The organism is Lelliottia sp. F153, assembly GCF_002870005.1.
GTDB classification, from domain to species: domain Bacteria; phylum Pseudomonadota; class Gammaproteobacteria; order Enterobacterales; family Enterobacteriaceae; genus Enterobacter; species Enterobacter nimipressuralis.
The window spans coordinates 105,746-120,237 of record NZ_PKFT01000001.1 but is presented as its reverse complement, the minus strand read 5'-3'; the positions used below and the strand labels follow the sequence as shown (position 1 = coordinate 120,237).

Annotated in this window: 14 protein-coding genes; 6 read left to right on the top strand and 8 right to left on the bottom strand. The window is 56.0% G+C overall.

From position 1 onward, the window contains the following. Positions 1-121 precede the first annotated feature (121 nt). Positions 122-3,235: a multidrug efflux RND transporter permease AcrD gene (gene acrD / locus F153LOC_RS00550; RefSeq protein WP_100779356.1), complete on the top strand. Its 3,114-nt coding sequence runs from the start codon at positions 122-124 to the stop codon at positions 3,233-3,235. A gap of 114 nt (positions 3,236-3,349) precedes the next feature. Here the strand turns inward: acrD and ypfM are convergent, their stop codons facing one another. After that, the gene (gene ypfM / locus F153LOC_RS00545) at positions 3,350-3,409 is read right to left on the bottom strand and encodes a protein YpfM (protein WP_100780840.1); all 60 of its coding nucleotides are present in this window, start codon (positions 3,407-3,409) and stop codon (positions 3,350-3,352) included. A 389-nt stretch (positions 3,410-3,798) separates the two neighbouring features. Between ypfM and F153LOC_RS00540 the strand changes: the two genes are divergently transcribed. The 3 genes from F153LOC_RS00540 to F153LOC_RS00530 are packed head-to-tail and all read left to right on the top strand — an operon-like array spanning position 3,799 to position 5,507. After that, entirely contained in the window at positions 3,799-4,146 is a 348-nt protein-coding gene (locus F153LOC_RS00540; protein ID WP_102104957.1) for an ArsC family reductase, read from the top strand. Positions 4,147-4,156: 10 nt separating this feature from the next. Next, entirely contained in the window at positions 4,157-5,284 is a 1,128-nt protein-coding gene (dapE, locus tag F153LOC_RS00535) for a succinyl-diaminopimelate desuccinylase (RefSeq protein ID WP_102104958.1), read from the top strand. Positions 5,285-5,309: 25 nt separating this feature from the next. Beyond that, complete coding sequence (locus F153LOC_RS00530) at positions 5,310-5,507, top strand: YpfN family protein (protein ID WP_059179411.1); 198 nt, start codon at positions 5,310-5,312, stop codon at positions 5,505-5,507. Between the two features lie 38 nt (positions 5,508-5,545). Here F153LOC_RS00530 and ypfH read toward each other — a convergent pair whose 3' ends face one another. The 6 genes from ypfH to dapA form a co-directional block, all read right to left on the bottom strand. Continuing rightward, positions 5,546-6,241, bottom strand: a complete 696-nt coding sequence (gene ypfH / locus F153LOC_RS00525; RefSeq protein ID WP_102104959.1) for an esterase — start codon at positions 6,239-6,241, stop codon at positions 5,546-5,548. 73 nt (positions 6,242-6,314) lie between these two features. Next, positions 6,315-8,342, bottom strand: a complete 2,028-nt coding sequence (locus tag F153LOC_RS00520; protein WP_102104960.1) for a tRNA(Met) cytidine acetyltransferase TmcA — start codon at positions 8,340-8,342, stop codon at positions 6,315-6,317. After that, positions 8,342-9,211, bottom strand: coding sequence for a neutral zinc metallopeptidase (locus tag F153LOC_RS00515; RefSeq protein ID WP_100779351.1), 870 nt, complete (start codon positions 9,209-9,211; stop codon positions 8,342-8,344). Before F153LOC_RS00515 ends, F153LOC_RS00520 begins: the two co-directional genes overlap by 1 nt. A gap of 120 nt (positions 9,212-9,331) precedes the next feature. Next, positions 9,332-10,045 carry a phosphoribosylaminoimidazolesuccinocarboxamide synthase gene (gene purC / locus F153LOC_RS00510; protein ID WP_095282862.1) on the bottom strand — a complete coding sequence of 238 codons (714 nt, stop codon included), beginning with the start codon at positions 10,043-10,045 and terminating at the stop codon, positions 9,332-9,334. Positions 10,046-10,154: 109 nt separating this feature from the next. Further along, positions 10,155-11,189, bottom strand: coding sequence for an outer membrane protein assembly factor BamC (bamC, locus tag F153LOC_RS00505; RefSeq protein WP_100779350.1), 1,035 nt, complete (start codon positions 11,187-11,189; stop codon positions 10,155-10,157). A 16-nt stretch (positions 11,190-11,205) separates the two neighbouring features. Then, on the bottom strand, positions 11,206-12,084 hold the full coding sequence (gene dapA / locus F153LOC_RS00500; RefSeq protein WP_100779349.1) for a 4-hydroxy-tetrahydrodipicolinate synthase: 879 nt from the start codon (positions 12,082-12,084) through the stop codon (positions 11,206-11,208). Positions 12,085-12,229: 145 nt separating this feature from the next. On the opposite strand from dapA, the gene F153LOC_RS00495 reads away from it, so the two are divergent. Together F153LOC_RS00495 and bcp are read left to right on the top strand one after the other, a co-directional pair. Next, the gene (locus tag F153LOC_RS00495; RefSeq protein WP_100779348.1) at positions 12,230-12,790 is read left to right on the top strand and encodes a glycine cleavage system transcriptional repressor; all 561 of its coding nucleotides are present in this window, start codon (positions 12,230-12,232) and stop codon (positions 12,788-12,790) included. Beyond that, a complete protein-coding gene (gene bcp / locus F153LOC_RS00490) occupies positions 12,790-13,260 on the top strand; it encodes a thioredoxin-dependent thiol peroxidase (RefSeq protein WP_102104961.1) in 471 nt (156 codons plus the stop codon). Before F153LOC_RS00495 ends, bcp begins: the two co-directional genes overlap by 1 nt. Before the next feature lie 39 nt (positions 13,261-13,299). Here bcp and F153LOC_RS00485 read toward each other — a convergent pair whose 3' ends face one another. Continuing rightward, a complete protein-coding gene (locus F153LOC_RS00485) occupies positions 13,300-14,361 on the bottom strand; it encodes an AI-2E family transporter (protein ID WP_100779346.1) in 1,062 nt (353 codons plus the stop codon). Between the last annotated feature and the right edge of the window lie 131 nt (positions 14,362-14,492).

The following is a 14,492-nucleotide window of genomic DNA, read 5'->3' as shown; positions in this document are numbered from 1 at the left end:
TGTAAATGCGCATGATAATTTACACTATCTCCTTTTTTTCTCCACGTTTGGCATCCGCCTTGCCGCTAGAGTTAAGCGGGCAATAAACAATAACGATGCAAGCTTACGAGGTCCTACTTTAATGGCGAATTTTTTCATTGATCGCCCCATTTTTGCCTGGGTGCTGGCAATTATTTTATGTCTGACGGGCACTCTCGCTATTTTGTCTTTACCTGTGGAGCAATACCCCGACCTGGCTCCGCCGAACGTGCGTATTACCGCGAACTACCCGGGCGCATCGGCGCAAACGCTGGAAAATACGGTCACTCAGGTGATTGAACAGAATATGACCGGGCTGGATAACCTGATGTACATGTCGTCCCAGAGCAGCGCGACTGGCCAGGCGACGGTGACGTTAAGCTTTACCGCCGGTTCCGATCCCGATGAAGCGGTGCAGCAGGTGCAAAACCAGCTGCAGTCGGCGATGCGTAAGCTGCCGCAGGCGGTGCAGAACCAGGGCGTGACGGTGCGTAAAACCGGGGATTCCAACATCCTGACCATCGCCTTCGTGTCGACCGACGGCTCGATGGATAAGCAGGATATCTCGGACTACGTTGCCAGTAATATTCAGGACCCCTTAAGCCGTATCAACGGCGTGGGCGATATCGACGCCTATGGCTCACAGTATTCCATGCGCATCTGGCTGGACCCGGCGAAGCTGAACAGCGTGCAGATGACCGCCACCGATGTGACTAACGCCATCAAATCCCAGAACGCGCAAATCGCCGTCGGGCAACTGGGCGGTACGCCGTCGGTGGATAAACAGGCGTTGAACGCCACCATCAACTCGCAATCCCTGCTCCAGACGCCGCAGCAGTTCCGCGATATCACCCTACGCGTGAATCAGGACGGTTCCGAAGTGCGGCTCGGCGACGTCGCCACCGTCGAGATGGGTGCCGAAAAATACGACTACCTGAGCCGGTTTAACGGCAATCAGGCGTCGGGTATCGGGGTGAAACTGGCCTCCGGCGCGAACGAAATGGCGACCGCGAAGCTGGTCATCGACCGCCTGGATGAGCTGTCCCAGTATTTCCCGCATGGGCTGGAATACAAAGTTGCCTATGAAACCACCTCTTTCGTAAAAGCCTCGATTGAGGACGTGGTGAAAACGCTGCTCGAAGCTATCGCGCTGGTCTTCCTCGTGATGTACCTGTTCCTGCAAAACTTCCGCGCTACGCTCATCCCGACCATCGCCGTTCCCGTCGTGCTGCTCGGCACCTTTGCCGTGCTCTATGCCTTTGGCTACAGCATCAACACCCTGACCATGTTTGCGATGGTGCTGGCGATCGGCCTGCTGGTGGACGATGCCATCGTGGTGGTGGAGAACGTCGAGCGCATCATGAGCGAAGAGGGTCTGTCGCCGCGGGAAGCGACGCGCAAATCGATGGGACAAATTCAGGGGGCACTGGTCGGCATCGCGATGGTGCTCTCCGCTGTGTTTGTGCCGATGGCCTTCTTTGGCGGCACCACTGGCGCGATTTACCGCCAGTTCTCGATAACAATCGTCTCGGCGATGGTGCTGTCGGTGCTGGTGGCGATGATCCTGACCCCTGCCCTCTGCGCAACCTTGCTCAAGCCGTTGCACAAGGGGGAACAGCACGGGCAAAAAGGGTTCTTCGGCTGGTTTAACCGGATGTTCAACCGCAATGCAGCGCGATACGAAGCGGGCGTGGGGAAAATCCTGCACCGCAGCCTGCGCTGGATGCTGATTTACGTTCTGCTGCTCGGCGGGATGGTCTTCTTATTCCTGCGCCTGCCAACCTCGTTCCTGCCGCTGGAAGATCGGGGAATGTTTATCACCTCCGTGCAGCTCCCGAGCGGGGCCACCCAGCAGCAGACGCTGAAGGTGGTTGAGAACGTCGAATCCTATTTCTTCACCAAAGAGAAAGACAATATTGTGTCGGTGTTCTCCACGGTCGGTTCCGGTCCTGGCGGGAACGGGCAGAACGTCGCCCGTATGTTCGTGCGCCTGAAAAACTGGGACGAGCGCGATAGCACGACCGGCTCCTCTTTCGCCATTATCGAGCGTGCCACCAAAGCCTTTAGCCACATCAAAGAGGCGCGCGTTTTCGCCAGCAGCCCGGCGGCGATCAGCGGCCTCGGCAGTTCGGCTGGCTTTGATATGGAATTACAGGATCATGCCGGTGTCGGACACGATGCGCTGATGGCCGCACGCGACCAGCTGCTCGAACTGGCGGGGAAAGATAAATCGCTTACCCGCGTGCGTCACAACGGTCTGGATGACAGCCCGCAGCTGCAGATTGATATCGATCAGCGCAAGGCGCAGGCGCTGGGCGTGTCTATTGATGATATCAACGACACGCTGCAAACCGCGTGGGGCTCCAGCTATGTGAACGACTTTATGGACCGGGGCCGCGTGAAGAAGGTCTACGTTCAGGCCGCCGCGCCGTATCGTATGCTGCCGGACGACATTAATCTCTGGTACGTGCGTAACAATTCCGGCGGCATGGTGCCGTTCTCCGCCTTTGCCACCTCTCACTGGGAGAGCGGCTCCCCGCGACTGGAGCGTTACAACGGCTATTCGGCGCTGGAAATCGTCGGCGAAGCCGCGCCGGGCGTCAGTACCGGTACCGCGATGGACACCATGGAAAAACTGGTGCAGCAGCTACCGGCTGGTTTTGGCCTGGAGTGGACGGCCATGTCCTATCAGGAACGGCTGTCTGGCGCACAGGCCCCTGCCCTGTATGCCGTCTCCCTGCTGGTCGTCTTCCTGTGCCTGGCCGCTCTATATGAGAGCTGGTCGGTGCCGTTCTCGGTGATGCTGGTGGTACCGCTGGGTGTGATTGGCGCGCTGCTCGCCACCTGGATGCGAGGGCTTGAGAACGATGTCTACTTCCAGGTGGGGCTGTTGACGGTGATCGGGTTGTCGGCGAAGAACGCCATTCTGATCGTTGAGTTTGCCAATGAGATGAATTCGAAGGGCCACGATCTGCTGTCGTCCACGCTGCACGCGTGCCGTCAGCGTCTGCGCCCAATCCTGATGACCTCGCTGGCGTTCGTGTTTGGCGTCCTGCCGATGGCCACCAGTTCTGGCGCAGGTTCGAGCAGCCAGCACGCGGTCGGGACCGGCGTGATGGGGGGCATGATCTCCGCGACCATTCTCGCCATTTACTTCGTACCGCTGTTCTTTGTGCTGGTGCGCCAGCGCTTCCCGTTAAAAGAAAAGCCGGAGTAATCAGGCAATAAAAAAGGCGGCTTTGATAGCCGCCTTTTTAACGTGTGATTTGTTTGATACCTATCACATCATTTTTATAACTAAATTAAGTGCTCTTGCAGTTCTTCCTGAAGATCATTTACGAAGCATGTCTTCGATAAAATCTTTCCAGTTCCCCAGTTCACGTTCAATCATAACAACCTCTCTTATTATTATGCGTATTCTATGAGAATATATCGTCATTGTGAAGATAATTTAATCAATGGTTACGATTGTGTCCCCCGCTCCTGTGCTGGCCCTGAGACAAATATGGCGCTATTACCTTTAATTTTATGTGACCAATAGCAATATTTAGAAACAACCATACGAGCGGGTGATAATCTTATTCTGGCCTGACTTTAAAAGAAATTTTACGCGGCTGGACTTTTATGCGTAAAAAATGAAACACTATTCAGCGAACAGTTGTACGTTGAATTAATCGGCATAGAAGAATTAACGATAAGCTGAATGTGTTATATTTCTCTGAACAATTTAAAGTCGAAAAAATTGAACGTTTGTTATTAATAAAGACAAAAGGATTCACGATGATTGTGATGTACGGCATTAAAAATTGCGACACCATCAAAAAAGCACGCCGCTTCCTTGAGGCAAATCACGTTGATTATCGCTTTCATGACTATCGCGCAGATGGCCTGGATGCGGAATTTCTGCATAGCGCCATCGCAGAACTGGGCTGGGAAGTGCTGCTGAATACCCGCGGGACCACCTGGCGAAAACTCGATGAATCAGTACGCAATACCATCACTGACGCCGACAGCGCAGCGAAATTAATGCTCGAAATGCCTGCGATCATCAAACGCCCATTGCTCTGTGCGCCTGGGCAGCCTATGCTGCTGGGTTTTAGTGAATCCAGTTATCAGACTTATATTTGAGGTGTAGTCTATGTCATGCCCGGTCATTGAGCTGACTCAGCAGCTTATTCGCCGTCCCTCCCTTAGCCCGGACGATGCAGGTTGTCAGGCATTAATGATTGAGCGCCTGCGCGCCATTGGTTTTACCGTTGAGCGTATGGATTTTGGCGACACCCAGAACTTCTGGGCATGGCGCGGCCAGGGCGAAACGCTGGCTTTTGCCGGACACACCGATATCGTCCCTGCGGGTGACGCCGATCGCTGGATCAATCCTCCTTTCGAACCCACCATCCGCGATGGCATGCTGTTTGGCCGTGGCGCTGCTGACATGAAAGGCTCGCTGGCTGCGATGGTGGTGGCCGCCGAACGCTTTGTCGCCCAGCACCCTAACCACAAAAATCGTCTCGCTTTTCTGATCACCTCCGACGAAGAAGCCAGCGCCAAAAATGGCACGGTGAAAGTGGTCGAAGCGCTGATGGAACGCCGCGAACGCCTGGATTATTGCCTGGTGGGCGAGCCGTCGAGCACGGAAGTGGTCGGTGACGTGGTGAAAAATGGCCGTCGCGGCTCACTGACCTGTAACCTGACCATCCACGGCGTGCAGGGCCACGTGGCCTATCCGCATCTCGCTGATAACCCGGTACATCGCGCGGCGCCAATGCTGAGCGAGCTGGTGGGGATCGAGTGGGATAAAGGCAATGAATTCTTCCCGCCGACCAGCATGCAGATCGCCAACGTTCAGGCGGGCACCGGCAGCAACAACGTTATTCCGGGCGATCTTTTCGTGCAGTTCAACTTCCGCTTTAGTACGGAACTGACCGACGAGATGATCAAATCCCGCGTGATGGCTCTGCTGGATAAATACGAACTGCGCTACACCCTGGACTGGTGGCTTTCCGGCCAACCGTTCCTGACCCAGCGCGGCAAGCTGGTGGATGCGGTGGTAAACGCTATCGCGCACTATAATGAGATCAAACCGCAGCTCCTGACGACCGGTGGCACATCAGACGGACGCTTTATCGCCCGCATGGGTGCGCAGGTTGTCGAACTGGGCCCAGTAAACGCCACCATTCATAAAATCAATGAATGCGTGAACGCGGCTGATTTGCAGCTACTGGCTCGTATGTATCAACGTATTATGGAGCAACTCGTCGCCTGACGACTGCTCTGAGAAGGAATAGCGAATGGACTGGCTGGCTAAATATTGGTGGATTCTGGTGTTGGTGTTTCTGGTAGGCGTGCTGCTGAACGTGATCAAAGATCTGAAGCGCGTGGACCATAAGAAGTTCCTCGCCAACAAACCAGAGCTTCCCCCGCATCGTGATTTTAACGATAAGTGGGACGATGACGACAACTGGCCGAAGAAAGACCAGAAGAAATAGTTTCAAAAACCCCTCTCCCACGGGAGAGGGGTTTGAACTTACATAAACTCGACAATATCGTCGTCGTTTGGCTTGCTGCCGCTTAACGCTTCGTCGAAATAGTGCTTCGGCACGGTAAAGCGCAGGTGATCCAGCGCGAACTGCATGCTGCGATCGTCAATGGCGTGACCCAGTTCATCAACAATATCCAGCGTCACATCTCCCCCTTCACGAATCAGCGCTTCCTGAGCGGCCACCGCATGGGATAACTCAATCACGCGGTCTTCACCGCCGTGAATCAGGTGGATGGTGGTTGCTGTCGTGGCACTCTGTGGCAACGTCGCAAAGCGGCCGTTAAAGGCAATCACACGCGAGGCCAGCCCCGGCTGTGCTTTCACGCTCTCCAGCGACATAATCGCCCCCTGCGAGAACCCAATCAGCGCGGTTGCTCCGGCACTTACACCGCTCTGCTGTTGCCAGTAGCGTACGTTGTCGATAAAGGTCGGCATGATGGCGTCGATGCGTGCCTGACGATTCTCTTCCGTCACGCCCTGCACGGAAAACCACTGACGCCCCTGTGGGCCACAAGGCTCTACGCCGCCAATGCTGACGATGAGTGCGTCGGGAAAAATCGGCGCAAACCAGCTGCCGATTTGCCCCATATTCACTGCATTATCACCGACGCCATGAAACAGCAGCAGCAGTTGTTGCGCTGGGGCAGAAGGGCTTTGGACAACAAAATGGTCATGTTTCATGGCAGTCTCCTTAATTGATAGTCAGGATTTTACGCCTCTGCGGGGTAATGACCATGCCACTTCATTGAAGAAGTCATTGAAAAAATTGCCATTGCAAAACGTCACTTTTGAGCCGCTCGCAGCGGCAGCGATCAAGCGATTCAAGGGCCTGCGCGGCCTCCTGGCGCTGTCGTATGAGTAACGTCTTACGTCCGTGAAGTGTCAGCTCGGTGCACAGTTGCGCTTCCTCTTTGCCCTCTTCCAGCCTGCCGCGCAGGGCCTCCAGCGGTAAAGGTACCGCCAGCAGGAGGCGCGTGAGCGCTGCTGCAGACGTCGAGAGAGGACGATGGGCAAAGGCGAAACCGCTTAACTCCAGCCAGTCATCATCATTAAGGGTAGTCTCCCAGCGATCGTCTACCGGGATCTTTTCGCCGTTCCAGCGTTCAATGATCCGCGCATCGCGGCACAGGCGCTGATGTTCCTGTGCACACAGCGCCTGCCCCGCCTCGCTGATGGGCCGCAGCGCCATCGCCGTGTAGCAGCCGCTGCTGGCCTCGCGATGACTGCCCATACGCACCAGCACAAAGCCGCAGCGCTGCCAGAAGCGCCACAGCTCCTCGGTATAGCCAAAGCTGACGGAGTGATAATCCTGCTGTCGGTGCGCACCTGCGCTGCCCGTCAGCGCCTGGCCGATGCCCTCGCGCTGACGCGCAGGATGCACCGCTACGCGGGTGACGCGCCGCCCGACAAGCGTCGCCGCAAGCGGTGATCCGCCGTGTGCGGCAAGAGATTGCGCTACCAGATTTCCGCGCGGACGTCGGTAGCCTGCCCACACGGCCTGGCTCAACGCCGGCGTTAACCCGCCCTCGTCTACCAGCCACAGCGCCCCTGCCAGCGCTTTCCCGGCGCGAGCCACGGCAAAATGCTGGCCCGGCGCGTCCATCATCCGGCGTAAATCCAGAGGTGAGGTGCGGTAGTGCGCTGAGCACAAGAGCCGGTAGATATCAGCGGCAAGCTGCGGCTGGCTCTCCCAGGCGTTTTGTTCAAGGGAGATGATCTCGGGTGTGCCGCCGGGTATCGCGTCCACGACGTCGTCATCAAATAACAACGCATCCGCTATCACGCGCTCAAGGGGGCAACCCGCCGCCCAGCGAATGGGGGCCGAGAGCGAGAACGAGTGCAGGCCGCTAAAACGCGCGCAGAATTTGAGTAAAAAGCCGCGCCCGGTGCCTTCGTAGCCCTGCACGGTCGTCGTGAGTAATACGCGCGGAAAACGCGACACCAGCTGTTCCAGCAGCGGCCCGGGAATGGCGGCGGCTTCATCAACCACCAGCCAGTCGGCCTGCTGGTCCGAGGCAAGCAACGCATCCGGGGCCATAAAGTGATAGTGATTTTCCGCGAAGCGGGCGATGACGTCTGTTGCCCCTTTCGCAGGCGCAGTGACGATAGCTCGCCCCGAAATGCGGCGTAACAGCATCCCTGCGAGCGCGGATTTCCCCCGCCCGCGCGGTGCCGTCACCACCGCTACGCCGGTTTCCATCCCGGTTAGTGCCGCCAGAACGTCAGCCTGTTCGCGCTGCGGCTCGCCGCTGGCAGGCTGCCAGTCGGGTGCCGAAGGCAAGGGAAAATCAGGTAAGGGCTGGTGTTCATGCCAGATCAACGCATCGGGATCGGCGCTCACCACCCGACAAAAATGGTGAACAAAATGCGGCGTTGCGATGGGAGTATCGCTGTCGCTCCAGCGAAGCGAATCACTGTCGGTTTGACCGGGCCAGACGGCAAAAGGAGGCGTGAGTAATACCAGCAGGCTGCCCGCGCGTAGTGTGCCGCTCAGCGCCGCAAAGGCTGCGACATCAAAACCGCAACGGGCATCGAAAATCGCGTGACGATACTCGCGCCCGAGCAGATTTTTTAGCGCCTGCGGCGCGCAGTGCGGCTCAATGGGCGCGTCGTTTCCGACCCACAGCCAGTCGCCGGAGAGCGCGTCGCGAAGCGTCAAAGCCTGCCTCTGCGACCACGTGTCGCTACCGCTGAGCACCAGCAACCGGCGATGACCTTCCTGCTGTAGCTGTGCGGCCAGTGGTTCAAACCAGGTGACCGCCTCTTCCCTGACGCGCGACATCACATGGCTTTACCAAAGGTATTGCACTGAGCCGGATCGCCACTCGCAAAACCACGTTTAAACCAGGTGTAGCGTTCTTCGGAAGTGCCGTGGGTGAAGCTGTCTGGCACCACGCGCCCCTGGCTTTGCTGTTGCAGACGGTCGTCGCCGATAGCCTGTGCGGCGTTGAGCGCCTCTTCCAGATCGCCCGACTCCAGTACGCCTTGCTGCTGCATGCTATGGCCCCAGACGCCTGCGAAGCAGTCGGCCTGCAGTTCCATACGCACGGACAAGCGGTTGATTTCAGTCTGCGAGGCGTTTTGCTGCAGCTGACGCACTTTCGGTTCGATGCCGAGCAGTTTTTGTACGTGGTGACCGACTTCATGCGCAATCACGTAGCCCTGGGCAAAATCGCCGTCAGCGCCAAGTTTGCGTTTCATGTCGTCATAGAAGGAGAGATCGATATAGACGGTGCTGTCTGCCGGGCAATAGAACGGCCCCATTACAGACTGTCCTGTGCCACATCCCGTGCGCGTCGCGCCACGGTACATCACCAGTTTTGGCTGCTGGTAGGTGCGGCCCATTTTTTCAAACTGCTGGCTCCAGGTATCTTCCGTGGTCGCCAGAATGACAGAGGTGAATTTTGCGGCTTCATCTTCGTTCGGACTGATGGAGCGCTGAGATTGCTGTTGTTGTGGAACCGGTTCTCCGGTCATTAAACCGGTCAGATCGACACCGTAGTAGCCCGCCACCAGCACGATAATCAGCAGAACAATGCCGCCTTTACCGCCGGGAAGTCGCATCCCGCCACCGCCCATCGACGGCCCCATGCCGCCACTGCTGCGCCTGTCTTCTACATTGTCACTTTCACGACGCCCTTGCCAGCGCATAACCACCTCGAAACTTTCTCAATATGAATAGAGTGATCGTAGGCGGTTAACGGACGGATTACCATAGGAAACAATGGTAACAAGCCAAAGGATGTTTCCACCCTTTGGCCCGCAAGGGAATTAATCGAGTTTAACGCCCAGACGATGCGCGACGGCTTCGTACGCTTCAATCAGGCCACCCAGGCTCTGACGGAAACGGTCTTTGTCCATTTTATCCAGGGTCTCTTTGTCCCACAGACGGCTGCCGTCCGGGGAGAACTCATCACCCAGCACCACTTCACCTTTATACAGACCGAACTCCAGTTTGAAGTCGACCAGGATCAGGCCCGCGTCATCAAACAGCTTTTTCAGCACGTCGTTGGCTTTGTAGGTCAGCTCCTGCATGCGCGCCAGGTTCTCTTTGCTTACCCAACCGAAGGTTTCGCAGTAGGATTCGTTGACCATGGGATCGTGCATTTCGTCATTTTTCAGGAACAGGTCGAACAATGGCGGGTTCAGTTCGATGCCTTCTTCAATACCCAGACGTTTCACCAGGGAGCCTGCCGCGCGGTTACGCACCACGCATTCGACCGGGACCATATCCAGTTTTTTCACCAGACACTCCGTATCGGACAGCAACGCTTCCATCTGAGTCGGGATACCGGCTTCGGCGAGTTTGCTCATAATGAAATGGTTGAACTTGTTGTTTACCATGCCCTTACGATCGAACTGCTCAATGCGTGCGCCGTCCCCTGCTGACGTATCATTGCGGAACTCGAGCACCAACAGATCCGGGTTTTCGGTGCTGTATACGGTCTTCGCTTTGCCACGATACAACTCAGCTTGCTTCTGCATCTTCATTACTCCTGGTGTGATGATATGTACAAAAATCTCGGGATATTATGCCACGCACACGTTTGCGTAGCACGAAAATAAAAAGGGCTGGATTAACCAGCCCTGTTTTTTATTTGCTGAATGCAGCCTGGAAGACCGCGACCAGCGCATCGTTCTGCGACTGGGTCAGCGTGTGACCTTTCGGATCGATGAACTGCAAGCTGCTGCGGTTATCGAGGTCACCGACCTGAATTTTGTAATCGCCGGACGCGAGGCCTGGATCGCTGGCCCCCAGTTCCTGCCATGCGCTATCGGAAAGCGGTTTGTAGGTGGCCGTGATGCTGCCCGTTGAACGGGTGCTGTCGGTCACTTTCATACCGGCTTTTTCAAGCACGGCTGGCAGACGCTGCCAGGTTTGCTGGAACGGTGCACGCACTACCAGCATTGGCAGACCGGTGTCATCCGCTGCGCTCTGCACATCGAAGGTCACGCCATTGCGGCTCTGCGCGGAGTTCGCTGCATCGGTCGCGTTTTTATCGAGACCAGAAGCAATCACGTTCAGCATTTCAGTGCTGTAGCGCTGCAGCGAGGCCGCATCCGCCACTGGCTTGCCAGCCTGCTCCAGGTTCAGCAGTTTGACCGTGACGGCCTGCTGATAACCCTGCGGTTTGACAGAGACTTGATAACGACCACGGTACTGCTGATCTTCATCCAGACGGTTCCATTCGATCCAGTCGGTCGTCAGACTCTGACTGGCGTCGTCACGCTTATCAATCGCGTAGTTCTTCGACTGAATCACGCTGACCACCTGCGGCCACAGGGTGTTGCCACGACCGTTTTCGACCAGAAGCGTAGCCGTGTCACCCGTAAACTGGGTGCGGGCACCGCTCACCAGCGCCAGTGGCTGTGCCGGTGGACGAATGTCCAGCGCTTTGCCTACTGCGCCACTGCTGTTAGTGACAGGAATGTTGTAATCGCCGTTTTGAATCGGCAGGATCATACCCGCTGGCGCATGAAGTTCAGCAAGCGGCGTTGCATCCAGATAGGATTCATCACCGCTCACCTGGCGCTTGTAGCGCGAGTCTGAACTACAGGCTGCGAGGAGCATAACAAGCGAAACACCCGCAACCTTCGCCAGGCGCGACTTCTGTACTGAGTAAGCCATCAAATCTCCCTAAACTCTACAGCAAACCGGCATGCTTCAGCGCCCCGGTGACCACTTCGCGACCGTGGTCGGTAATGGGGGTCATCGGCAGACGCAGCGTGTCGGTCGCTACAAGTCCCAACTCCTTACATGCCCATTTCACTGGGATCGGATTGGGTTCGACAAATAATTTTGTGTGCAGCGGCATCAGACGCTGGTTAATCAAGCGAGCTTCGTCGAAATGACCCGCCGCAGCCAGTTTGCACATTTCGGCCATATCGCGCGCGGCTACGTTAGACGTCACGGAAATCACGCCATGACCACCGAGCTGCATGAAGTCCAGCGCGGTCGCGTCATCACCACTGAGCAGGATAAAGTCGTCTGAAACCAGCTCTTTGATCTGGTGAACGCGGCTTAAGTTCCCGGTCGCCTCTTTAATTGCGATAATATTTTTAACTTTCGAGAGACGGCCTACGGTTTCCGGCAGCATATCGCAGCCAGTACGCGACGGCACATTATACAGAATTTGTGGCAAGTCAGTATGTTCAGCGATGGCTTTGAAATGCTGGAACAGACCTTCCTGCGTTGGGCGGTTGTAGTACGGGGTCACCGTCAGGCAGCCGACAATGCCGCTGTTGTTAAAACGCTGGGTCAGGCTGATGGCCTCGGCGGTTGCATTTGCACCCGTTCCGGCGATAACCGGGATACGCCCGTCAGCCAGTTCGACGGTCATCATCACCACATCGCCGTGTTCTTCATGGCTCAGGGTGGCAGATTCACCGGTAGTCCCTACGGAAACGATCGCCGACGTCCCGTTGGCGACATGGTAATCAATCAGTTTTTTCAGGCTTGACCGGCAGACATTACCTTTCTCATCCATCGGCGTAACAAGCGCAACAATACTTCCCGTGAACATGGGCCATCCTCTGTGCAAACAAGATTCTCAATGGTACGTTTGGAACTGTAATAAAAGCAAGCGACGTAAGGCGTCCAGGCTGTTGTATGCATGTTTTTTTTATGCTTTCCTTAGGATGACTTAACCACGCAAAGGAAGAACAGGTTTGACAACCTCATCACAACATTACCTGGTTATCACTGCGCTGGGTGCCGACAGAGCCGGTATTGTGAACACCATCACCCGCCACGTCAGCAGTTGCGGCTGTAATATTGAAGACAGCCGCCTTGCAATGCTGGGTGACGAGTTCACGTTTATCATGCTGCTGTCCGGGACATGGAACGCGATTACGCTCATTGAATCCACGTTGCCGCTGAAAGGCGCGGAGCTGGATTTGCTGATCGTGATGAAACGCACAACTGCGCGCCCGCGCCCGGCCATGCCGGCCACCGTCTGGGTGCAGGTTGAAGTCACCGATTCCCCGCATTTAATCGAACGTTTCACCGCACTGTTTGACAGCCACCAGATGAACATCGCTGAGCTTGTGTCCCGCACACAGCCCGGACCGCTGCCAAAATTATTTATTCAGATCACGGCACACAGCCCTGCCTCGCACGATGCGTCAAATATTGAGCAAGCGTTCAAAGCACTCTGTACAGAACTCAATGCACAAGGCAGTATAAACGTCGTCAATTATTCGCAGCACGAACAGGATGGAGTTGAGTAATGAATCCACTGAAAGCCGGTGACATCGCACCGAAATTTAGCCTGCCCGATCAAGACGGCGAGCAAGTAAATTTGACCGACTTCCAGGGACAGCGTGTTCTGGTCTATTTCTACCCGAAAGCCATGACGCCAGGGTGTACCGTACAGGCGTGCGGTTTACGCGATAACATGGATGATTTGAAAAAGGCCGGCGTAGACGTGCTGGGAATCAGCACCGATAAGTCAGAAAAACTGTCACGCTTCGCTGAAAAAGAGCTGCTGAACTTTACGCTGCTCTCCGATGAAGACCATCAGGTTTGCGAGCAATTTGGCGTCTGGGGTGAGAAGACCTTTATGGGCAAAACCTACGACGGCATTCATCGCATCAGCTTCCTGATTGATGCCGATGGCAAAGTTGAACATGTGTTTAATGATTTCAAAACCAGCAACCACCACGACGTGGTGCTCGACTGGCTGAAAGCGAACGCCTGATTAAACGAAAAATCCCGGTTCAATGAACCGGGATTTTTTTTATTCTTCCACCGCAGGCACATCCGGCCACGCATGCACGACCGCTTTAATCAGCGTCGCCAGCGGGATGGCAAAGAACACCCCCCAGAAGCCCCACAGCCCCCCAAAAATCACCACCGACAGGATGATCACCAGCGGGTGAAGGTTCACCGCCTCCGAGAACAGCACCGGTACCAGCAGGTTGCCGTCCAGCCCCTGAATAATCAGGTAGACTGCGAAACAGCTCCAGAATTCTGTACCCAGACCAAACTGGAACAGGGCCACACCGACCACCGGAATCGTCACCACGAATGCGCCGATATAGGGAATCAGCACCGAGAAGCCCACCAGCACCGCCAGCAGCAGCGAATAATTCAAACCAAAGATCACAAACCCAATCCAGGTCGCAACGCCGACCACAATCATCTCCAGCACTTTGCCGCGAATGTAGTTGGTGATCTGCTGGTTCATCTCTTTCCACACCTGACCCGCCAGCCCGCGATTGCGCGGCAAAATACGGCGCACGGCGTTGAGCATCTGCTCTTTGTCCTTCACGAGGAAGAAGACCATGAGCGGCACCAGCACCAGATAGACCGCCAGCGTCAGCAGGCCCACCAGCGAGGCGAGGGAATATTTCACCACCGAATCGCCCATCGTCATGATGCGGGCGCGCATATTTTCCGCCATCGCATCAATAATGCCCGCATCCATCAGCGCCGGATAACGGCGTGGCAGCGTGGCGGCAAAATCGGAAAGTTTATTGAGCATCCCCGGCATATCGCGGATCAGGTAGATCCCCTGCTGCCAGGCAACCGGCATCACCACAAACGACATCAGCAACAGAATGCCGACGAACAGGATCAGCACAATGCTGGTTGCCCAGCGGCGGGAGCAGCCGATTTTTTCAAGGCGCACTGTCGGCCATTCGAGAAGATAGGCCAGTACCAGGGCAACGAGCAGCGGCGCCAGCAGCCCGCTGAAGAAGAACAAAATACCGAACCCGGCGACCAGAATAACCAGCAAAGCAATAGCTTCGGGGTCGCTGAAACGGCGCCGATACCACTGCATTAACATTTCGAGCATACAACCCTTCCCTGAATCTGATGGCTGGAGCGAGAGGCGAATTGTATCTAACTGTCACACAAAAGACTTTCCATTTTTGACGCTGCGTCACGAAACGCAAAAGGCGGGCGTTTGGGATTTTCTTCAGGCCG